Here is an 18997-nt window from a genome sequence, read left to right as displayed (position 1 = left end):
GTGCGGGGCAGGTCCAGCCGGAGAAGTCGGCGGGTGCCGGGGCGATGTCAGCCAACGGAGCTCGCCTCCTTGGTCGGGGTGTCGAGCCGCCGGTACAGGTAGTACGCGGCACAGGCCCCCTCGCTGGAGACCATGGTGGCGCCCAGCGGGTTGCGCGGGGTGCACTCCTTGCCGAAGGCGGCGCACTCGTGCGGTTTGATCAGGCCCTGGAGGACTTCGCCGCTGCGGCAGACCGTGGACTCCTCGGTCTCGATGCCGGTGACGGAGAAGCGGTGTTCGGCGTCGTACTCCCGGTACGCGGACGCGAGCCGCCAGCCGCTCCGCGGGATCATGCCGATGCCGCGCCAGGAGCGGTCGGTCACCTCGAAGACGTCGGAGAGCATGGCCTGTGCCGCGCGGCTGCCCTGCTCGTCGACGGCCCGCGGGTAGGCGTTCTCGACGGTGTGCTCCCCGGCCTCCAACTGCCGTACGGCGCGGCGGATGCCTTCGAGGATGTCGAGCGGCTCGAAGCCGGTGACGACGATGGGGACCTTGTGCTGTGCGGCCAGAGCCGGGTACTCGGTGGTGCCCATGACCGTGCAGACGTGCCCGGCGGCGAGGAACGCCTGGACCTGGCAGTCCGGCGAGTTCATGATCGCGTCGATGGCCGGGGGGACGCGTACGTGGGAGACGAGGAGGCTGAAGTTGGGGATGCCGAGCTTCTTCGCCTGGTACACCGTCATCGCGTTCGGCGGGGCGGTGGTCTCGAAGCCGATGCCGAAGAAGACGACCTGCTTGTCGGGGTTCTCCTGGGCGATGCGCAGGGCGTCGAGCGGCGAGTAGACCACGCGGACGTCCGCGCCCTCGCTCTTGACCTGGAAGAGGTCGCGACCGCTGCCCGGGACGCGGAGCATGTCGCCGAACGAGCAGAAGACGACATCGGGGCGGGAGGCGATCTCCAGGGCCTTGTCGATGATCTCCAGCGGGGTCACGCAGACCGGGCAGCCGGGGCCGTGGATCAGCCGGATCTCTTCGGGGAGGAGCTGGTCGATGCCGTGGCGGATGATCGAGTGCGTCTGTCCGCCGCAGACCTCCATCAGGGACCAGGGTCGGGTGGTGTGGGCCCGGATGTCGTCGAAGAGCCGACGGGCGAGGGCCGGGTCGCTGAATTCGTCGAGGTACTTCATGACCGTGCCTCCTTGTCGGCCGCGTCGGCCGCGACGGCCGGGCCGGTGGCCGGGTAGCCGGTGCCGGTCGGCGGGAAGCCGGGCGCGGCGGGCACCGGAGCGGCGGGGCCGGTTCCGGTTCCGGCGGGGCGTTCGGCGCCCGCGTCCCGGGCCGCCCTCCCCCAGTGGTCGCCGAACTCCTCCTCCAGCACGCCGAGGTTCTCGAAGAGTTCGAGGGTCTGGCGCGCGGACTCCTCGTCGAGCCGTTGCAGGGCGAACCCGACGTGGACGATGGCGTAGTCCCCCACCTTCATGTCGGGGACGTACTCCAGGCAGACTTCCTTGACGACGCCGCCGAAGTCGACCTTGGCCATTCGCGTGGCGTCGCGTTCCTCGATCTCCAGCACTCGGCCGGGTACGGCCAGACACATGGCGCGTTCCTCCCTCACTCCTTCGTCCGGGCGGCGACGATCAGTTGACCGAGGGCGAGCCCGCCGTCGTTGGGCGGCACCTTGCGGTGTCTCAGTACGGTGAAGCCGTCCTCCTCCAGCCCGGCCGAACAGGTCTCGGTCAGCAGGGCGTTGCAGAACACGCCGCCGGTCAGGGCCACGGTGGCGACGCCGGTGGCGTGCCGGGCCGCCGCGCAGACCTCGCGGACGAGGGCGGTGACCGCGCGGTGGAAGCGGCGGGCCACCACGGGGGCCGGGACACCGCCGAGGACGTCCGCCGCGGCGGCGGCCAGGACGGGCCCGGGGTCGGCGGTCAGCGGGACCGCCGGGCGGTCGGGATCCGCTGCTCCCAGGATGAACCCGTAGGAGCCTTCGCGCTCGTCGTCGGCGGCGGACCGGGAGCCGCCGGCCAGTGCCGCGTTCTCCAGCCGTACGGCGGCCTCGGCCTCGTACTCCACCCGGTGGCAGACGCCGGCGAGCGAGGCGACCGCGTCGAAGAGGCGGCCCATGCTGGAGGTGGGCACGCAGTTCAGGCCGCGTTCCAGCTGCCGCTCCAGCAGGAGGCGTTCGCCGTGCGGGGCGGCCTGGGCGCAGGGCAGCCGCGGCGACCACGGCAGCCGGGCGGCCCGCAGATGGGAGAGCGCCATCCGGTACGGGTTGCGGACGGCCGCGTCGCCGCCCGGCAGCGGAACGTACCGCAGGTGTGCGAAGCGACGGAAGCCGTCGTAGTCCGCGATCAGCACCTCGCCGCCCCAGACCGCGCCGTCGTCGCCGTACCCGGTGCCGTCGAAGGCGACGCCGATCACGGGTGCGGAGCCGTCCAGTGCGTGTTCGGCCATGGCCGAGGCGACGTGGGCGTGGTGGTGCTGGACCTGGCGCAGCGGGAGGCCGCGTTCCTCGGCGGCGCGGCGGGCCCACTGGGTGGAGCGGTAGCCGGGGTGGCGGTCGGCGACGAGCAGCCGGGGGGTCACGGCGGTGAGGCCGGTGAGGTGGGCGGTGGCGCGTTCGAAGGCGGTGAGCGTGGCCAGGTCGTCCATGTCCCCGACGTGGGCGGATAGCCAGGCGTAGCGGTCGTCCCCGGCGCAGAAGGTGTTCTTGAGGTCGCCGCCCACGGCGAGCGCCGGCACGACGGGCAGCGGCAGGGCGAGCGGCAGCGGCGCGTAGCCGCGGGAGCGGCGGACCGGGAGTTCGGCTCCGGCGCAGACGCGGACGACCGAGTCGTCGCAGGGGACGTGGATCGGCCGGTCGTGCGCGAGCCAGGCGTCGGCCAGGCCGTCGAGCCGGGTGAGGGCTTCGGCGTCGTCGGTGACGATCGGCTCGCCGGACCGGTTGCCGCTGGTCATGACGAGGACGGGCGGGCCGGGCGGATCGCCGGGGAGGCCGAGGAGCAGGAGGTGCAGCGGTGTGTAGGGCAGCATCACGCCGAGGTCGGGGCTGCCGGGCGCGACGTCGGGCGCGACCGTGCGGTCCGGGTCGTGGGCGTCGGGGCGGCGGCGCAGCAGGACGACGGGTTTGCGGGGGCCGGTGAGCAGGTCGCTCTCCGCGGCGTCGACGCGGGCGAGCCGCCGTACGGTCTCCAGGGAGTCCGCCAGGACGGCGAAGGGCTTGTCGCCGCGGTTCTTGCGCTTGCGCAGGGTGCGTACGGCGGTGGCGTCGCCGGCGTCGCAGGCGAGGTGGTAGCCGCCGAGGCCCTTCACGGCGAGGATCGCGCCGCCGGCCAGCAGCCCGCGGGCCTCGGCGAGCGCGTCCGCGCCGTGGGCTCCGTCCGGGTCGCCGGTGGCGCGGCGCAGCGTCAGGCGGGGGCCGCAGTTCGGGCAGGCCACGGTCTGGGCGTGGAACCGGCGGTCGGCCGGGTCGCCGTACTCGCGTGCGCAGTCGGCGCACAGGGGGAGGTCGGCCATGGTGGTGCGGGGCCGGTCGTAGGGCAGCGCGGTCACGACGGTGAACCGGGGCCCGCAGTGGGTGCACGTGATGAACGGGTGCCGGTGGCGGCGGTCGGCCGGGTCGGCGAGTTCGGCGAGGCAGGCGTCGCAGGTGGCCGTGTCCGGCGGGATGAGGGTGCGTCCGGGGCCGGACGCGGAGGGACGGATGGTGAAGCCGGGGCCGTCGTTGAGTGCGGGCACGGCCTGTTGTTCGACGGACGCGACGACGGCGAGGGGCGGCGGGCGGGTGGCCATCGCCTCGGCGAAGGCGGTGACGTCCGCCGCCGGTCCCTCGACCTCGGCCCGCACTCCGTCGGGGCCGTTGGTGACCCAGCCGGTGAGGCCGTGCTCCTCGGCCAGGGTGTAGACGAACGGGCGGAAGCCGACGCCTTGGACCGCGCCGCGCACGGTGATCTGGCGGCGGACGCGCTCACCGTCCGCCGCGCCGCTGGACGCCTGGTCCGCCGACGTCATCGCCCCGGCCGGGCCGGTGCGGGCGCGGCTGCCGGGTGCCGGTGCGCGGAGGGGTGCGGGGCGGCGGCGTCCTCGCCGGTGCCGTGGTGGTGCGGGTGCTCGCCGTGCTGCCGGGCCAGGACGGGGGTGTGGGTCTCCCGGCCGTCGGCGGCGCGCAGTACGTGGGCGAGCAGCGCGTCGACGCCCTCGCCGGTCCGGGCGGAGGTCTCGATGACGGGGACGCCGGGGTTGACCCGTTGGACGCCGCCGAGGAAGGTGTCCCGCCGGAACTCCACGGCCTCGGCCAGATCGGTCTTGGTGACCACCACGAGCTGGGCGAGGCCGAAGGCGGCCGGGTACTTCACCGGCTTGTCCTCGCCCTCGGTGACCGAGGCGAGCACGATCCGCAGGGTCTCGCCCAGATCGTAGGAGGCCGGGCAGACGAGATTGCCGACGTTCTCGACGAACAGCAGCCTGGTGCGCTCGGGCAGCCAGTCCTCCAGTGTGTGCCGGAGCATGCCGGCCTCCAGATGGCACAGGCCGTCCGTGAGGATCTGCCGCACCGGGGCTCCGGAGCGGGCCAGTCGGGTGGCGTCGTTCTCGGTCGCGAGGTCGGCGGTGACGGCGGCGGCGGGCGTGCCGGCGGCCCGGGCGCGGGTCAGCAGCTCTTCCAGCAGGGCGGTCTTCCCGCTGCCGGGGCTCGACATGAGGTTCACCGCGACCGTGCCCCTCCCGTCGAGGACCCGGCGCAGCTCCACGGCGTTGGTGTCGTTCTTGGCGAGTACTGCCTGATGCAGGTCAACGGTGCGGCACATGGCTCGCCTCCTCGTCGCGGACCGGGGCGTCGGCGTCCCGGTCGGGTGGCTGCCCGGTCCCGTCGTCCAGGACGACCCGGGCGATCTCCAGTTCCCGTCCGCCGGTCAGGGTCATGGCCCGCTCGCACGTGCCGCACCACAGGTCCGGGGGCATCCCGGTCGCGGTGTCCCGGCCGCATCCCTCGCAGCGGGCCCGTCCCTCAACAGTCTCGATCAGCAGTCGCGCGTCCGCCAGCACAGTGCCCTCGGCCGCCACGCCGAAGGAGAAGTCCAGAGCCTCGGGGACCACGCCGGACAGCTCGCCGACGCGCAGGGTCAGCGAACGGACGGTCGCGTGCTCCGCGCGGTCGCGGACGGCGCTCTCGACCTGGTCGACGACGGCCGTCGCGATCGACAGTTCGTGCACGGCACTCACCCGCCCGTGCGTCCGCCGCGCCCGCCCCGGTGTGCGGGTCCGGCGCCGCTGGCTACGCTGGGAGGACGATGGCTGGTCACGAGGTGGAGCGACGAGCGCTGCTCACCCCGGTCCTGCTCCTGCTGCTGGCCGAACGTCGGGGTCATGGCTATGAGCTGGTGCAGCGACTGGGCGCTTTCGGCTGGCCGGAAGCCGAGTCGGCCCATGTCTACCGGCTGCTGCGGGGCATGGAGAAGTGCGGCGAGGTCACCTCGCGCTGGTGCGCCTCGGACTCCGGCCCGGCGCGCCGGGTGTACGCCATCGCACCGCCCGGCGCGATGAACCTGGCGCTGTGGTTCGTTCGACTGGGGGAACTGCACAGCACTCTCCATCTCTTCCTCGCACGCTATGTCCAGCTGGAGGACGTCGGCGGCGGGGGCGAGCCCGCCGGAGGCGGCGGACGGGACCACCGCGGCTCGCACGGGGCGCTCGGCGCGCACGGTCCCGGCCATGAGGACTACATCCGGCGCATGCGCAGGTAGCGCCGCGCGTCCGGCAGGTTCCTGACGATGCCGTAGACCGCCGCGAGGCCCGCGGCGGCTCCGATCCAGTTCCAGTACGTCATCCTGGCCTCCAGGTTGTCTCAGTGCCGCCGGGTCACGGCGGCGGGGCGGCGGAGCAGGTCGAGGACGAGGCCGGCGGCGGTCTCGACGGCCCGGGCGACGGGTTCGGTGAGCCCGATGCCCTCGCTCGTGTCGCCGGGTTCGCAGCCCACGACGTACACGGCCTCGGGCAGGGTGCCGCCGGCCCCGGCGTGCAGGTCGTGCAGCAGGCCGAGGACGGTGGCGGGGTCCATGGCGTGGGTGTCCAGCGGGCCGGGCGCGCGGCGGACCTCCGGCGGCTCGGGGCCGACGTCGATGGTGCGGAGCGTGCCGGGCGGGCCGCCCCGGCTCACCAGGTCCACCAGGACGAGGGTGCGGTAGCCCTCCAGCAGCCGGTAGGCGAGGTGGACTCCGCGGATGCCGGCGTCCATCAGCTCGGTGCCGGGAGGCAGCGCGGCCGGGTCGAGGCGGCCGAGGCTGCGGACGGTCTCCACGCCGAATCCGTCGTCCCCCAGGAAGATGTTGCCGACCCCGGCGACGAGCGTGCGGCGCGGCTCCCCCGCCGTCGTCATGGCGCCTCCAGGTCGGCGGCCACTTCGTCGGGAGCCACTTCGTCGGGAGCCACTTCGTCGGGCCGGAAGTAGAGGAAGCGGCCCTGCTGGCGGCGGATGTCGGTGCCGGGGTCGTCGTCCACGACGACCGCGAGGTGCGTCTCGCCGTCGAGGTCGCCGACCACCGCCTCCACCGTGGCGCGGCGGCCCCGCAGGAAGGCGTCCTGGGCGTCCGAGCGGCGCGCGCCGAGGGTGAGGACGACGCGGCTGCCCGCGCCGACCGTCCGGCCGTCGATGCAGACGGTGGCGGGGGCGTCGGCGGCCTCCGGGTCCTGTTCCGGGTCCCACCAGGGGTGTCCTGCGCCGTCGGGCAGCCCGAGGCCCCGGTCCGGTCCGGCGGGTGGCGGGGCGGGTGGGGCCGGTTCCTCTCCGGTGACCTCGCGCAGCCCCCGGATCGCTCCGTGCAGCCGCTCCCGGACGGCCTCGGGCATGGTGTCGACCAGGTCGATGACGTCGGCGGCCCGGTCGTCGGTGCCGCGCGCCTCGCGCTTCTCCCGCTCGGTCAGGGCGGCGGTGCGCAGGGACAGGATCTCGTCGATCTCGGTGGCGTCGTAGAGCGGTCCGGGGCTCTCGTCGGCGAGGACCGGGTGGTCCTCCAGGATGATCGGCGAGGAGAGCACGAGATCGTCCCGGCCGTCCGCCCCGGCGAGCACCGGCCAGGTGTGTTCGTTGCGCAGCTCCGCGACGGCGGGGCGGGCCCACTCGGGCGGGTCGGTCATCGAGAGGAACCGGCCGCCGTCCAGGGCGAGCAGCAGGTGGGCGCCGATCATGCTGTGCGGGAGGGTTCCCTGACGGTCGCCGTCGGCTGCGGGCGGCGCCTCGGTGGTGTTGTGCACGGTCACGGTGAGGCGCGACACGCGGTAGGGGCCCGGGAGTCGGTCGATCCGGGGGCGGATCTCGCCGGACAGCCGCCCCCGCCGCCGTACCAGCCGGCCCAGGGTGCGGCCGTCGCCGTCGAGCACCGGTTCGTGCTCGACGGCGGGAGGCAGGTCGAAGGTGACGGTCCGGGCGTGGGCCGCTTCCGCGGTCGGTTCGCCGAGCGGGGCGTGGAGCCGGACGCGTTCCTCGTGCCCCTCGTCCCAGGGGACGAGGACGCGGTCGGCCAGTTCGAGTTCGGGGACCTCGGTGTAGGAGCCGTCGGCTTCCAGGCGTTCGACGGTCCGCCTGCGTACGTGCAGGAACCGCAGTTCGGCGTCGATCCGGTGGGCGGTGCGGGGTTCCAGCAGGACGTCCGTGCGCTGTTCGGCGTGTTCGCCGCCGGCGGCCGTGGCGGCGGGCGGCACCAGGACGCCGAACTGCCAGCGCATCCGGTTCTTCGCGGACGAGGCGCGGTACGGGTAGAGGACGTATCCCTCGAACAGGACGGCGTCCGCGACCGCGCGGGCCCGGTCGAGCGCGTCGGGCGGGGGCGGGGTGAGGTCCGGGGTCTCGTGCGGGGTGCTCATCTCACTCGGCCTCCTTCGCTCCGGCGGAGCCGTCGGCCCGCGCGGTGGCGAGCAGTTCCTCGACGACCTGCTCCCAGGAGGCGAGGGCGCGGGCGGAGCGGTAGCGGCGCAGGGATTCCAGGCAGTCCCCGCGCAGCCGCAGCCAGCCGGTGTTGGGGAAGTACGCCTCGATCAGATCGCGCCACACCTCCACGGGCATCAGGCAGGAGGCTTCCTTGTGCCAGGGGATCGGTTCGGCGCGAAAGCCGTTGCGGCCGGTGAAGACCGTGCCGGAGAAGAGCATCACGAGCGGTATCCCGCCGCGCGCCAGGGCCCGGAAGTACGAGGCGGAGGCGACCTCGGTGTCGTAGGTGCAGGGCACCGGGAGGTCGACGTGGGTGGTGCCGGTGAAGGCGGGGACGGTGATGGAGGCGTGCGCGAACTGGAGGGGTTTGAGGGTGTTGCTCCACCGGCTCGGCTCGCCGAACAGGTCGCCCAGCGGGCCGGTTTCGTCCGGGTCGTAGGTGCGCCGGGCGGGCTCGATGCGGATCTGGCAGCGCAGGGCGACGGCGTGCACGGGCTGGTGGTCCCGTTCCTCGATGCGCAGCCCGAACAGGAGGGTCGGGCTCGCGCCGTAGGGTTCGGGCCGCGCGCCCGTGCAGCGGAAGTCGAGATCGGTCACGGTGCGCCTCCCGTCTCCGGTGCGGCGGGCCCGGCGCTCCGGGAGTCACCGCCGTCAGCGGCGTCAGCGGCGTCAGCGGCGTCAGCATCGGCGTCGGTCTCGGCGGGCAGGGGACGCGTCCGGTCGGCGACGCGTTCGAAGAACTCCGCGAGGGCGGTGCGGACCTCGGCTCCGCCGTCGAAGCCCTTCCAGTGCAGCCGCATCCGCCCGACGAGTTCGTAGCAGACGTCGATGGGGACGAGCGTGCAGGTGGACCTTTCGCCGCGTTCCGCGTGCAGCAGCAGCGCCTCCACGTCGTCCTGGAGCAGCGCGGCGAGGCGGGTGCGGCCGAGAACCGCGTCCCAGGTGGCCGGGTCGAGTTCGCTCTCGGTGGCTCCGGCCGGGCTCGGGTAGAAGGCGGCGAACCGGTCGAGTGCGGAGTTGCGGAAGAAGAAGGCGAGCCCGACGGGGATCTGGAGCCGGTTCCATCCGGCGTCGTCGAGCGTGAAGCCGGGGTCGCCGAGGTAGCGGTCGGGGACGCCGCGGAAGCGGCCCTGTCCCGCGCCGGGCCGGGTGAAGAGCAGATGGCAGGGCGGGCAGGAGCACTTGAGGGAGCGCCGGGAGGTGTCGACCAGATGCCGGTGCTCCTCGGGCAGCGGCTCACCGCACAGCTCGCACCGCTCCCCCGGCGGCGGGGGCCTGCGGGTGAACTGGGCCAGGATCCCGGCGCTCACGGCCGGGCCCCCAGCAGCTCGGGCAGCGCGACCCGGACGGCCCCGTCCTCCTCCAGGAGCGGCAAGGGCTCCAGGTGCGCGTGCTCGCCGCGCCCCGCGTGCCGTACGTCGAACCGGGCGGCGCAGGCGGCGCAGCTCAGGAACTCGCCGTCGAGCGCGGCGGTGCGCAGGCCGGCCCCGCAGGCGGGGCAGCGGTCGCGGTAGGCGTACAGGTTGCCGGGGAGCCGGACGAGCAGCAGGGCGTTGCCCTCGACGTCGGCGACCCGGGTGGCGTTGTCGCGGGCGGGCAGGGCGGGTGCGGGGAGGGTGTGCCAGTGGGGCGGTTCGTCCGGGCCGCGCTCCCGGTCGGCGGGGGGCGGTGCGCCCGGGGCGTCGTCGGGCGGGTGGGGCAGGATCTGGAGGAGGGGCTGCGGCTCGGGGCCGTCCTCGGCGACGCCCTCGACCTCGATGCCGGCGATCTCGGGGGCGAGCCGGGCGACGGCCTCCTCGATGGTCCAGCGCACGGTCTGGGTGGAGGAGGGGCAGCCGTCGCAGCTGCCGCGCAGCCGCAGGCGCAGGGTGGGCCCTTCGGCGGCTTCGGCGTCGAGCCCGACGACGTCCACGTCGCCGGCGTGCGAGCCGAGGTAGGGGCGGACCTTGTCCAGCGCGCGGCCGACCCGGGTCATGGTGTCCTCCGGGTGGAGGTCGTGCAGGATCAGCAGGTCCCCGACGAGTTCGTCGGCGGTCAGCACGGCCAGCGGATCGGCTCCGGCCGGTGCGGCGCGGAGCAGGCGTACGGTGCGGGCCAGGCCCTCGCCGTAGAACTCCACGACGGTGCGCACGAGTTCGTCGGCGGTTTCGCGCGCCTGCTCTCCGGCCTCGCGGCCCAGTCGGTCGAGCAGGGTGGTGATGCGTGCGCCCGGGTCGGCTCCCGCCATCGTGGGCCCCTCTCGTCGGGAATCGGACGGCTCGGCGTGGCGCGGGTGTGCGGCGCGCCGCGGGTCAGCCGCCCAGTCCGCTCAGTCCGGTGGGCATGTGGGTCTGTTCGACCGTCCGGCCGCCGCCGACGTACATGTGCACGCCGCACGGCAGGCACGGGTCGAAGCTGCGCACGGCGCGCATGATGTCGATGCCCTTGAAGTTCTCGGGCGGGTTCTCCTCGAAGATGGGCGTGTTCTGGACGGCGTCCTCGTACGGGCCGGGTGTGCCGTAGCTGTCGCGTACGCTGCCGTTCCAGGGGGTCGGCGGGTAGGGGTGGTAGTTGGCGATCTTGCCGTCCCGGATCACCATGTGGTGGGACAGGACTCCGCGTACCGCCTCGGTGAACCCGACGCCGATGGACTCGTCCGGGACGTCGAACTGCTCCCAGGTCTGGGTGCGTCCGGCGCGCACCTCCTCCATCGCCCGCTCGGCGAAGTACAGGGCTGCCGCGGCGGCGTACGCCTGGAAGTAGGTGCGGGCCCGGTTGCGTTCGAGGGCGTTGCTCCACCGGGGGATCGTCCACTCCAGCGCCATCTCGGGCTTGGTCATGGTGCGGGGCAGGTTGATCTGCACGCTGTGGCCGGTGGCCTTGACGTAGCCGATGTCCACCAGTCCCGACAGGGCCGTGGACCACAGGCGGGCGATCGGACCGCCGCCGGTGTCCAGGGCGAGGTGGTCGGTGCCGTCGAACCAGCGCGGCGACATCACCCAGCTGTACTTGTCGTCGAAGTCGCGCTTCTGCGGGGCCGGCACGGTGTGCTGGTTCCACGGGTGGCGCTCGTCCAGCTCGTTGCCCAGCGGGTCGCGCTCGACGAACTTGCCCATGCCCGCCCAGTCCTCGTAGTACGAGCTGCCGAGCAGGATGCGGATGCCGAGGTTGATGTCGACCAGGCTGTTGGTGACGAGCTTGCCGTCCACGATGATGCCGGGGGTGACGAACATGCGCCGCCCCCAGTCCTCCATGTTGGCGTAGGTGAAGTCGCAGTGCGCGGGGTCGTTGAGCGCGCCCCAGCAGCCGAGCAGGATGCGGCGGCGGCCGACCTCCTCGTAGCCGGGCAGCGCCTCGTAGAAGAAGTCGAAGAGGTCGTCGTGGAGCGGGACGACCCGCTTCATGAACTCGACGTACCGGGTGAGGCGGGTGAGGTAGTCGGTGAAGAGCTGGATGGTCGCCACCGTTCCGACGCCGCCGGGGTAGAGCGTGGAGGGGTGCACGTGGCGGCCCTCCATCAGGCAGAACATCTCGCGGGTGTAGCGGCTGACCTGGAGGGCTTCGCGGTAGAACTCGCCCTCCAGCGGGTTCAGCGACCGCATGATGTCGGCGATGGTGCGGTAGCCGTGGTCGCCCGCGTGCGGGGCCTCGGTGCGTTCGGCGAGTTCCAGGACGCCCGGGTTGGTCTCGCGGACCATGCGCTCGCAGTAGTCCACACCGACCAGGTTCTCCTGGAAGATGTTGTGGTCGAACATGTACTCCGCCGCTTCGCCGAGGTTGATGATCCACTCGCCGAGGTGCGGGGGCTTGACGCCGTAGGCCATGTTCTGGGCGTAGACGGAGCAGGTGGCGTGGTTGTCACCGCAGATGCCGCAGATGCGGCTGGTGATGAAGTGGGCGTCGCGGGGGTCCTTGCCCTTCATGAAGACGCTGTAGCCGCGGAAGATGGACGAGGTGCTGTAGCACTCCGCGACCCGCTTCGCGGCGAAGTCGATCTTGGTGTGAATGCCGAGGCTGCCGACGATGCGTGTGATCGGGTCCCACGACATCTCCATGAGGCCGTCAGCGTCGACGGCGGGTTTGCCGCTCGCAGTCGCCATGGTGCCGCGCCGCCTTCCTGTTGGTCGTGCCGCTGTTCCTGGCCGTCGCGCTCACCGGGTTGCCCGGCTCGCGGTCACCAGGGCGGCCGGTAGCCGGTCTTGATGGTGTCGGTCGGGGTGCGCCACTTCGGTTCCTTGTCGGCCGTCTTCCCGGTGAAGTGCCGCAGCCGCCGGATGACGGAGCCGTACACTCCGCTCGCCGCCGCCGACACGTGGCCGCCCGGTGGCTCGTCCATGAACGGCATGAACTTGTCGGGGAAGCCGGGCATGGTGCAGGCGATGCAGATGCCGCCGACGTTGGGGCAGCCTCCGACGCCGTTGATCCAGCCCCGCTTGGGAACGTTGCACTTGACGACCGGGCCCCAGCAGCCGAGCTTGACCAGGCACTGCGGGGAGCCGTACTCCTCGGCGAACTGGCCCTGTTCGTAGTACCCGGCCCGGTCGCAGCCCTCGTGGACGGTCGCGCCGAACAGCCAGGTGGGGCGCAGCTCCTCGTCCAGCGGAATCATGGGCGCGGCCCCGGCCGCCTGGTAGAGCAGGTACAGCAGGGTCTCGGAGGCGTTGTCCGGGTGGACGGGGCAGCCGGGGATGCAGACGATCGGGATGCCCGCCTTCGACTTCCACTCCCAGCCCAGGTAGTCGGGCACGCCCATGGCGCCGGTCGGGTTGCCCGCCATGGCGTGGATGCCGCCGTACGTGGCGCAGGTGCCGATCGCGACGACGGCCAGCGCCTTGGGGGTCAGCCGGTCCAGCCATTCGCTGGTGGTGATCGGCTGCCCGGTCTCCGGGTCGTCGCCGAATCCGCACCAGTAGCCCTCGGGCTTGATGCGCTCGTTCGGGATCGATCCCTCGACGACCAGGACGAAGGGGTCGAGCTCGCCCCGGTCCGCCTTGAAGAACCAGTCGACGAAGTTGTCGGCGCCCTGGACGGGCCCGCACTCGTAGTCGATGAGCGGCCAGTGGACCGCGACCTTGGGCAGGCCGGGCAGGGCGCCGAGGGCGAGTTCTTCGATGCTCGGCTGGGTGGCTGCGGTGAGGGACACCGAGTCCCCGTCGCAGCTGAGTCCCGCGTTGATCCACAGAATGTGGACCGTGGGGTCCTCCTGGGGGGTGTCCACCGTGTCCGTGTCGGCCGTGGTGGCGGTCGGGGCGTCCATGAGCCCTCCTCGGATCGGCCCGTTTGAGCTTGAGGTCGACTGGCCTGCAGCCTCTCTCCTTGGTAACCCGGGGACGGGCCGGCCGGTAAGTGCGCTCCGGCCCTATCGCCGCTCCGTACCCGTCGGCCGTCGGGTACGTTTTCGACTACCGCGACGACCAGGAGGAACGGACCATGCAGAACCCCCGCGGGCGGCGCTCCGTGCTCGGCATGCTCGGCGGCGTGATCGCCCTCGCCCCCCTCGCCGGCTGCGGCAGAAGCAGCGCGGTGGCGTCTCCGCCGCCCGCCTCCGGGGCTTCGGGCGCCGCCGGATCACACCCGGCGCAGGCGTCCGGCCGGGCGTTCCGTGCCCTGGAGGCGAAGTACGGCGCGCGTCTCGGGGTCCATGCCGTCGACACCGGGAGCGGGCGTGTCGTCGCCCACCGGGACCGCGAACGCTTCGCGTACGCCTCGACGTTCAAGGCGCTGGCCGCGGGCGCGGTCCTGCGGAAGCACGGGCTGGAGGGGCTGGAGCGGACGGTGCGGTACGGCCGGGAGGATCTGGTGGACTACTCGCCGGTCACCGAGAAGCACGTGGACACCGGGATGAGCCTGGGCGACGTGTGCGACGCGGCCGTGCGCTACAGCGACAACACCGCGGGGAACCTGATGTTCGACGCGCTCGGCGGGCCGCGCGGGCTCCAGGCGATGCTCGCGGAGCTGGGGGACGACGTGACCCGGATGGAGCGCCGCGAGACGGAGTTGAACGAGTGGGCGCCGGGCGCCATCCGGGACACCAGCACCCCCGGCGCGCTGGCCGGGAGCCTGCGCGCCTTCGTGCTGGGCGACGCTCTTGAGGGCCCCGAGCGGGCCCGGCTCACGACGTGGCTGCGGACCAACACGACCGGCGGGGAGCTGATCAGGGCCGGGGTCCCGAAGGACTGGGTCGTGGGCGACAAGACCGGAGCCGGCAGCACGTACGGGACGCGCAACGACATCGCCGTCGTCTGGCCGCCCGGCGCGGCCCCGCTGGTGGTGGCCGTCCTGTCGAACCGCGGGACGGCGGACGCGGCGTACGACAACGCGTTGATCGCGGACGCGGCGGCCGTCGCCGTACGCGGCCTGACGGGCGTGTCATGACCGGCGTGTCATGACCGGGCGAGGGCCGGGCGGGACACGGGTCCCGCCCGGCCCTCGGGACCCGCTCAGCCCTTCGTGAGCACGGTGTCGATCTCGCGGAGGAAGTCCTTGAGGTCGTCGGGCGTGCGTGAGGTGATCAGCGGCCAGCCGGTGGAGTCGTCCCGGACCACGGCCTGGTCGACCCAGGTGCCGCCGGCGTTCAGGATGTCGGTCCGCAGCGAGGCGTACGAGGTCAGCGTCTTGCCCCGGACGTAACCGCCCTCCACCAGCGCCCAGGGCCCGTGGCAGATCGCCGCGACGGGCCGGCCGGAGGCGGCGAACGACGAGACGATCCTGATGGTGGCCTCCTCCAGGCGCAGCGCGTCGGCGTTCAGGGTGCCGCCCGGGATCAGCAGGAGGTCGTACGCGGCCGGGTCGACGTCGGCGAGCGTCAGGTCGGGTCGTACCGTCGTGCCGGGATCGCGGTCGCCGACGAGCGTGCGGATCCCGTCGTCCGAGACCGCCGCCACGCTCACCTGTGCGCCCTGCTCGCGCAGGTGCTTCACGGGGACGACGAGTTCGTCCTGTTCGACCCCGTAGTTGGTCACGATCGCGAGGACGCGGCGGGCGTCGGGATCGGTGTGCGGCATGGGGTACTTCCTTTCACGAGCTGTGCGGCCGGACCGGGGGTGCTGCGGGCGCCGCTCACGATCGTCCGCGGCGCCGCCCGCCGGTGTACCGTCGGAATTCAGACCGAGAGGACCGAGTCGTCCTCGGGACGTGCGCCCGGCAGCCGGTGGCGGGCGGCGACGAGGGCGCTGTCGATGTCCGCGGTGCCGGTCGAGACGCAGAGGGTGTAGGCGATGTCCTCCATGCGGCGGCGCGCTTCCTCACTGCCGTTCTCCGCGTCGAGGGCCTGGAGGGCCGCGTACTGTTCGAGGAGGTTGCGCAGCACGGTGGGGTGGGCCATGAGCATGGAGGGATTCCTTCCGCCTGGTTCGCCGTACGCCGAGGAGCTGGACGTTCCGCCCCGTACCCCGGCGTCGCGCGGGCATACGTGGCAGGCCGTACCAGGGCGCGCGTCCGGCCCGGGTGTGGTGTCCTCTAGATGCTCGCCCCACCGCTGCCGCCCCGCATCTCCAGCCGGAGCGGGCGGACGTTTCTGGACATCGTTCGGCCTGATGGGGGTACGCACAGGGCGAAGCGGCCTTCCGGCCGTTCGGGGACGCCAACGGAAGGAGCGACCATGACCGACCGCAGGCCCGAGGGCACGGCGTACACCGGGGAGTCCGGCAGTCCGCCGCCCGTACCGGCCGACATGCCGGACCAGCAGACCCAGGAGGGCGAGGATCCCCTCGACATACCGCTGCCCAAGCGGGTGGAGCGCTCTCTCGACGAGCGGAACGGCGGATCGCGGGATTCGGAGCCCGATCCGGACGAGGCGGGTGCGGGCCGGTACGAGGCGCGCAACGCCGGAACGTTCCCGGAGCACCCGACACCGGACGAGGCCCCGGGCTGACCGCGGAGCCGCGCCCGGCGTGGCACAGCCGCGGGCCCCGGAGCGCGATGCGCTCCGGGGCCCGGTGGTGTCAGCCGGATCAGGCGGTGGTGATGTTCTCCGCCTGCGGGCCCTTCTGACCCTGGGTGATGTCGAAGGTCACCGCCTGGCCTTCCTGGAGCTCACGGAAGCCGGTGGAGTTGATGTTGGAGTAGTGCGCGAAGACGTCGGGGCCGCCGCCGTCCTGCGCGATGAAGCCGAAGCCCTTTTCCGAGTTGAACCACTTGACGGTTCCGCTGGCCATGCCCGTACCTCTCAGCAGTAAACGGATCCGCACCGCGCGGACCCGGAGGTGATCGCCCTGGTTCTCAGGCACTGCACAGCAAAACGCCCGCGCCAGGCGCGGGCAGGTACTGCGAACCACGACATCTTCCGGCGACGCTACACGGCGGGATCACTCCTCACCAGAGAGCAACGCCATTTAGCTGCGGATCGGTTTCGCGGTCACCGGCTCGCACCACATCGGCGGCCCTCCGTCCGGGAGGGCCGGGCGTCCCGCGCGACGCCACGCGCCCACAGGACCAGCGGCAACTGGACGGGGAGCCGGGCGAGGGCGGCGGCCCGCTGCGGGCGCGGCCGGTCTCGCCAGTCCACGGCCATCTGCACATTGGCCGGAAACACACCCACGAAGAACGCCGCCGTGGCGCGGGCGGCGGCGCGCCGGGTCCGAGGATGGACGAGCCCGGCGGCCAGCGCGAGCTCGACCGCTCCACTGGCGTACGTCCAGGTGCGGGCCCGGCCGGGCAGGATCCGGGGCACGGTGCTGTCGAAGGCCGCCGGCACGGCGAAGTGCAGCACCCCCGACCCGGCCATGAGTCCGGCGAGCAGACGGGACGAACGCGTCGTCGAGGACATGCTTCTCCTTGGGCGGAACGGGGAACGGCGGGAACCGGGCGTGCGACGACGCTACTGGATGAACCGGGGCAGCCAGCGCGCCTGGTAGTCGGGGTGCCCCGCGTACTCGGCGGCGAGCTGCCGTACCGCGAAACCCAGCCCCACCGCGCGGCCGGAGGGGAAGTCCTGCGCCGGGCGGTCCGTGTCCAGGTCGGCGACCTCGACGTACTCGCCGAGCAGTACGCGGTGCGTCTCGATGCGTTCCAGGGTGCGGGCGGGGTCGTGGAGCGCGATGTGGTGGTCGAAACCGCGCCCGCGCAGGGTGAACGCGACGCCGCCGGTGCGGTCGTGGATCTCGCCGGGGATGTCGGCGGGACAGCGCCACCGGTCTCCGCCGGCGTCCTGCGCGGTCTGCTCCTCCTCGGCGAGCCGCGCCCGGACGAAGGCCACCATGTCTGCGTTGCCGGCCATTGGATGCTGCTCCCTCGTGCTGTTGGATCTCTGCGCCACGGGGAGCATTCTGATGGAACGCGAGCGGCGCGATCCACCCGGGCGGGGCGGCGCGTTCCGCGCGGGCCGGGACACGCGCGGGAGGGTCGCCCCCGCCGGGCGGTCAGTCGCGGTCGTCCGGCCCCGGCCGGGGGCCGGGTCCCGGCAGCGGTCCGGGTTCCGGTTGCGCCGGCAGCGGGCCGGGCGGGCCGGTCTCGGACCCTTCCTGCCCGTCGGGATCCCCGCTCCCGGCCCCGGGGACCGGCGACACGCCGCCCTGGAGGCGGGCCAGGTCGTCGGCTCTGACCTGGATGACGAACACGGCGATCACCGCGGCCACCACCGCGAAGACGGCGGCGATGACGAAGGCGCCCGAGACGCCCGAGGTGAGCACCTGGTCGCCCCAGGGCGGTGGCAGCTGGCCGGTCCTGCGGAACTCCAGCACCTGGGCGGGGGTGGCCTCCTTGAGGAACTTCGGCACCTGGTCGGCGGCTTCGTCGCGGCTGGCCGAGCCGAACATCGTCACCAGGATCGACAGCCCGAGGGACCCGCCGACCTGCTGGGTGGCGTTGAGGATGCCGGAGGCGGCGCCCGCGTCCTTCGAGGCGACGCCCGAGACCGCCATCAGGGTCAGCGAGACGAACTGGAGACCCATGCCGAGGCCGAAGACGATCATCGGCCCCAGGATGCTGCCGAGGTACGTGCTGTGGACGTCGGTCTGCGTGAGCCAGCCGAGTCCGAGGGCCGCGAGGATCGCGCCGGTCACCATGAAGGGCTTCGGTCCCCATCGGGGCAGCAGTTGCGAGGCCAGGCCCGCGCCGACGGCGATGACGACGCTCACCGGCAGGAAGGCGAGGCCGGCGCGCAGCGGGCTGAAGTCGAGCACGTCCTGGACGAACAGGGTGAGGAAGAAGAACATCCCGAACAGCGCCGCGGAGAGGGTGAGCATCATGCCGTAGACCCCGGAGCGGTTGCGGTCGCGGAACATCCACAGCGGTGTGATGGGCTGTCTGGACCGGCTCTCCGTCGTGACGAACAGGCCGAGGAGGACCACGGCAGCGGCGAAGGACCCGAGGGTGACGGTGTCGCTCCAGCCGTCCTCGGAGGCGCGGATGAAGCCGTAGACGAGCAGCGCCATGCCCAGCGTGGAGGTGAGCGCGCCGAGGAGGTCGAAATGGCCGGGACGGCGTTCGGACTCGGGGATGTAGCGGGGTGTGGCGAGCGCGATGAGCAGGCCGATGGGGACGTTGACGAACAGGACCCAGCGCCAGTCGAGCCACTCGACGAGCACCCCGCCGGCCAGCAGTCCGATCGCGCTGCCGCCCGCCGACACGGCGGCGAAGACGCCGAAGGCCCGGTTGCGTTCGGGCCCTTCGCGGAAGGTGGTGGTGATGAGCGACAGCGCGGTCGGCGAGGCGATCGCGCCGCCGACGCCCTGGAGCGAACGTGCCGCGAGCAGCTGCCACGACTCCTGGGACAACCCGCCGAGCAGCGAGGCGAAGACGAAGAGCAGGATGCCGAAGATGAAGACCCGGCGGCGGCCGAGGATGTCGCCGAGGCGTCCGCCGAGCAGGAGCAGGCCGCCGAAGGTCAACGTGTAGGCGTTGACCACCCAGGACAGGTTCTCGGTGGAGAAGCCCAGGGCGTCCTGGATGTTGGGCAGCGCGATGTTCACGATGGTGATGTCGAGGACCACCATGAGCTGACACGAAGCGATGACCATCAGAGCCATGCCGCTGCCGCGGCGGCGGCCCGGCTCTGACGTCCTGGCCGGTCGGGAGGGTGTCGCTGGGGAGCCCGTCATGGTTCGTCTCTCGTGCCGAGGGGCAGTGCGCCCCGCGGAGGGCGGTCGTTCTCACCGTCGGTCGGGTGAACGCGGGCGC

Annotated in this window: 21 protein-coding genes; 3 read left to right on the top strand and 18 right to left on the bottom strand. The window is 72.9% G+C overall.

What is annotated here, in order from left to right:
* Positions 1–47 precede the first annotated feature (47 nt).
* Genes hypD through EES43_RS28775 form a run of 5 tightly spaced genes read right to left on the bottom strand, consistent with a single transcriptional unit; the run spans position 48 to position 5190 of the window.
* Positions 48–1166, bottom strand: a complete 1119-nt coding sequence (hypD, locus tag EES43_RS28795) for a hydrogenase formation protein HypD (protein WP_124271488.1) — start codon at positions 1164–1166, stop codon at positions 48–50.
* A complete protein-coding gene (locus tag EES43_RS31610; protein WP_241192565.1) occupies positions 1163–1576 on the bottom strand; it encodes a HypC/HybG/HupF family hydrogenase formation chaperone in 414 nt (137 codons plus the stop codon). The genes hypD and EES43_RS31610 overlap by 4 nt, the downstream gene beginning before the upstream one ends.
* A gap of 14 nt (positions 1577–1590) precedes the next feature.
* Positions 1591–3990 (bottom strand): carbamoyltransferase HypF, encoded by a 2400-nt coding sequence (gene hypF / locus EES43_RS28785; protein ID WP_124271487.1) that lies wholly within the window; start codon positions 3988–3990, stop codon positions 1591–1593.
* Positions 3987–4784 (bottom strand): hydrogenase nickel incorporation protein HypB, encoded by a 798-nt coding sequence (gene hypB / locus EES43_RS28780; RefSeq protein WP_124271486.1) that lies wholly within the window; start codon positions 4782–4784, stop codon positions 3987–3989. The genes hypF and hypB overlap by 4 nt, the downstream gene beginning before the upstream one ends.
* Positions 4768–5190: a hydrogenase maturation nickel metallochaperone HypA/HybF gene (locus EES43_RS28775; RefSeq protein ID WP_124272196.1), complete on the bottom strand. Its 423-nt coding sequence runs from the start codon at positions 5188–5190 to the stop codon at positions 4768–4770. Before EES43_RS28775 ends, hypB begins: the two co-directional genes overlap by 17 nt.
* Before the next feature lie 77 nt (positions 5191–5267).
* Here EES43_RS28775 and EES43_RS28770 point away from each other — a divergent pair, with 77 nt between their 5' ends.
* On the top strand, positions 5268–5720 hold the full coding sequence (locus EES43_RS28770) for a helix-turn-helix transcriptional regulator (protein ID WP_124271485.1): 453 nt from the start codon (positions 5268–5270) through the stop codon (positions 5718–5720).
* A 101-nt stretch (positions 5721–5821) separates the two neighbouring features.
* Here the strand turns inward: EES43_RS28770 and EES43_RS28765 are convergent, their stop codons facing one another.
* From EES43_RS28765 to EES43_RS28735, 7 genes are all read right to left on the bottom strand, one after another.
* Positions 5822–6352 carry a hydrogenase maturation protease gene (locus tag EES43_RS28765; RefSeq protein ID WP_124271484.1) on the bottom strand — a complete coding sequence of 177 codons (531 nt, stop codon included), beginning with the start codon at positions 6350–6352 and terminating at the stop codon, positions 5822–5824.
* On the bottom strand, positions 6349–7836 hold the full coding sequence (locus EES43_RS28760) for a hypothetical protein (protein WP_124271483.1): 1488 nt from the start codon (positions 7834–7836) through the stop codon (positions 6349–6351). The genes EES43_RS28765 and EES43_RS28760 overlap by 4 nt, the downstream gene beginning before the upstream one ends.
* Position 7837: 1 nt before the next feature.
* On the bottom strand, positions 7838–8497 hold the full coding sequence (locus EES43_RS28755; RefSeq protein WP_124271482.1) for a DUF6084 family protein: 660 nt from the start codon (positions 8495–8497) through the stop codon (positions 7838–7840).
* A complete protein-coding gene (locus EES43_RS28750; RefSeq protein WP_241192564.1) occupies positions 8494–9210 on the bottom strand; it encodes a DUF5947 family protein in 717 nt (238 codons plus the stop codon). The genes EES43_RS28755 and EES43_RS28750 overlap by 4 nt, the downstream gene beginning before the upstream one ends.
* Complete coding sequence (locus EES43_RS28745) at positions 9207–10127, bottom strand: NifU family protein (protein ID WP_124271481.1); 921 nt, start codon at positions 10125–10127, stop codon at positions 9207–9209. Before EES43_RS28745 ends, EES43_RS28750 begins: the two co-directional genes overlap by 4 nt.
* Positions 10128–10191: 64 nt before the next feature.
* Complete coding sequence (locus tag EES43_RS28740; RefSeq protein ID WP_124271480.1) at positions 10192–11979, bottom strand: nickel-dependent hydrogenase large subunit; 1788 nt, start codon at positions 11977–11979, stop codon at positions 10192–10194.
* Between the two features lie 74 nt (positions 11980–12053).
* A complete protein-coding gene (locus tag EES43_RS28735; RefSeq protein WP_124271479.1) occupies positions 12054–13136 on the bottom strand; it encodes an NADH-quinone oxidoreductase subunit B family protein in 1083 nt (360 codons plus the stop codon).
* 173 nt (positions 13137–13309) lie between these two features.
* Between EES43_RS28735 and bla the strand changes: the two genes are divergently transcribed.
* On the top strand, positions 13310–14254 hold the full coding sequence (gene bla, locus EES43_RS28730; RefSeq protein WP_124271478.1) for a class A beta-lactamase: 945 nt from the start codon (positions 13310–13312) through the stop codon (positions 14252–14254).
* A gap of 65 nt (positions 14255–14319) precedes the next feature.
* On the opposite strand, the gene EES43_RS28725 is transcribed toward bla, so the two are convergent.
* A complete protein-coding gene (locus tag EES43_RS28725) occupies positions 14320–14883 on the bottom strand; it encodes a type 1 glutamine amidotransferase domain-containing protein (RefSeq protein ID WP_124271477.1) in 564 nt (187 codons plus the stop codon).
* A 98-nt stretch (positions 14884–14981) separates the two neighbouring features.
* The gene (locus tag EES43_RS28720; protein ID WP_124271476.1) at positions 14982–15209 is read right to left on the bottom strand and encodes a DUF5133 domain-containing protein; all 228 of its coding nucleotides are present in this window, start codon (positions 15207–15209) and stop codon (positions 14982–14984) included.
* Between the two features lie 270 nt (positions 15210–15479).
* Between EES43_RS28720 and EES43_RS28715 the strand changes: the two genes are divergently transcribed.
* Positions 15480–15752 carry a hypothetical protein gene (locus tag EES43_RS28715; protein ID WP_124271475.1) on the top strand — a complete coding sequence of 91 codons (273 nt, stop codon included), beginning with the start codon at positions 15480–15482 and terminating at the stop codon, positions 15750–15752.
* A gap of 79 nt (positions 15753–15831) precedes the next feature.
* Here the strand turns inward: EES43_RS28715 and EES43_RS28710 are convergent, their stop codons facing one another.
* From EES43_RS28710 to EES43_RS28695, 4 genes are all read right to left on the bottom strand, one after another.
* Positions 15832–16035, bottom strand: a complete 204-nt coding sequence (locus EES43_RS28710) for a cold-shock protein (protein WP_003964323.1) — start codon at positions 16033–16035, stop codon at positions 15832–15834.
* Positions 16036–16235: 200 nt separating this feature from the next.
* The gene (locus tag EES43_RS28705; RefSeq protein WP_124271474.1) at positions 16236–16646 is read right to left on the bottom strand and encodes a DoxX family protein; all 411 of its coding nucleotides are present in this window, start codon (positions 16644–16646) and stop codon (positions 16236–16238) included.
* Between the two features lie 51 nt (positions 16647–16697).
* Positions 16698–17096 carry a DUF6221 family protein gene (locus tag EES43_RS28700; RefSeq protein WP_124271473.1) on the bottom strand — a complete coding sequence of 133 codons (399 nt, stop codon included), beginning with the start codon at positions 17094–17096 and terminating at the stop codon, positions 16698–16700.
* A gap of 142 nt (positions 17097–17238) precedes the next feature.
* Positions 17239–18918 (bottom strand): MFS transporter, encoded by a 1680-nt coding sequence (locus EES43_RS28695; protein WP_124271472.1) that lies wholly within the window; start codon positions 18916–18918, stop codon positions 17239–17241.
* Positions 18919–18997 lie beyond the last annotated feature (79 nt).

This window comes from Streptomyces sp. ADI96-02, from assembly GCF_003846185.1.
Lineage (GTDB): Bacteria > Actinomycetota > Actinomycetes > Streptomycetales > Streptomycetaceae > Streptomyces.
This window is presented reverse-complemented; position numbering and strand designations above follow the sequence as displayed.

Bases quoted from the DNA above. Each gene is read 5' to 3' on its own strand.
- EES43_RS28695 (WP_124271472.1), bottom strand. From the start codon at position 18,918: ATGACGGGCTCCCCAGCGACACCCTCCCGACCGGCCAGGACGTCAGAG.
- hypB (WP_124271486.1), bottom strand. From the start codon at position 4,784: ATGTGCCGCACCGTTGACCTGCATCAGGCAGTACTCGCCAAGAACGAC.
- EES43_RS28740 (WP_124271480.1), bottom strand. From the start codon at position 11,979: ATGGCGACTGCGAGCGGCAAACCCGCCGTCGACGCTGACGGCCTCATG.
- hypD (WP_124271488.1), bottom strand. From the start codon at position 1,166: ATGAAGTACCTCGACGAATTCAGCGACCCGGCCCTCGCCCGTCGGCTC.
- EES43_RS28710 (WP_003964323.1), bottom strand. From the start codon at position 16,035: ATGGCCAGCGGAACCGTCAAGTGGTTCAACTCGGAAAAGGGCTTCGGC.
- EES43_RS28705 (WP_124271474.1), bottom strand. From the start codon at position 16,646: ATGTCCTCGACGACGCGTTCGTCCCGTCTGCTCGCCGGACTCATGGCC.
- EES43_RS28700 (WP_124271473.1), bottom strand. From the start codon at position 17,096: ATGGCCGGCAACGCAGACATGGTGGCCTTCGTCCGGGCGCGGCTCGCC.
- EES43_RS28720 (WP_124271476.1), bottom strand. From the start codon at position 15,209: ATGCTCATGGCCCACCCCACCGTGCTGCGCAACCTCCTCGAACAGTAC.
- hypF (WP_124271487.1), bottom strand. From the start codon at position 3,990: ATGACGTCGGCGGACCAGGCGTCCAGCGGCGCGGCGGACGGTGAGCGC.
- EES43_RS28760 (WP_124271483.1), bottom strand. From the start codon at position 7,836: ATGAGCACCCCGCACGAGACCCCGGACCTCACCCCGCCCCCGCCCGAC.
- EES43_RS28725 (WP_124271477.1), bottom strand. From the start codon at position 14,883: ATGCCGCACACCGATCCCGACGCCCGCCGCGTCCTCGCGATCGTGACC.
- EES43_RS31610 (WP_241192565.1), bottom strand. From the start codon at position 1,576: ATGTGTCTGGCCGTACCCGGCCGAGTGCTGGAGATCGAGGAACGCGAC.
- EES43_RS28765 (WP_124271484.1), bottom strand. From the start codon at position 6,352: ATGACGACGGCGGGGGAGCCGCGCCGCACGCTCGTCGCCGGGGTCGGC.
- EES43_RS28735 (WP_124271479.1), bottom strand. From the start codon at position 13,136: ATGGACGCCCCGACCGCCACCACGGCCGACACGGACACGGTGGACACC.
- EES43_RS28715 (WP_124271475.1), top strand. From the start codon at position 15,480: ATGACCGACCGCAGGCCCGAGGGCACGGCGTACACCGGGGAGTCCGGC.
- bla (WP_124271478.1), top strand. From the start codon at position 13,310: ATGCAGAACCCCCGCGGGCGGCGCTCCGTGCTCGGCATGCTCGGCGGC.
- EES43_RS28745 (WP_124271481.1), bottom strand. From the start codon at position 10,127: ATGGCGGGAGCCGACCCGGGCGCACGCATCACCACCCTGCTCGACCGA.
- EES43_RS28770 (WP_124271485.1), top strand. From the start codon at position 5,268: ATGGCTGGTCACGAGGTGGAGCGACGAGCGCTGCTCACCCCGGTCCTG.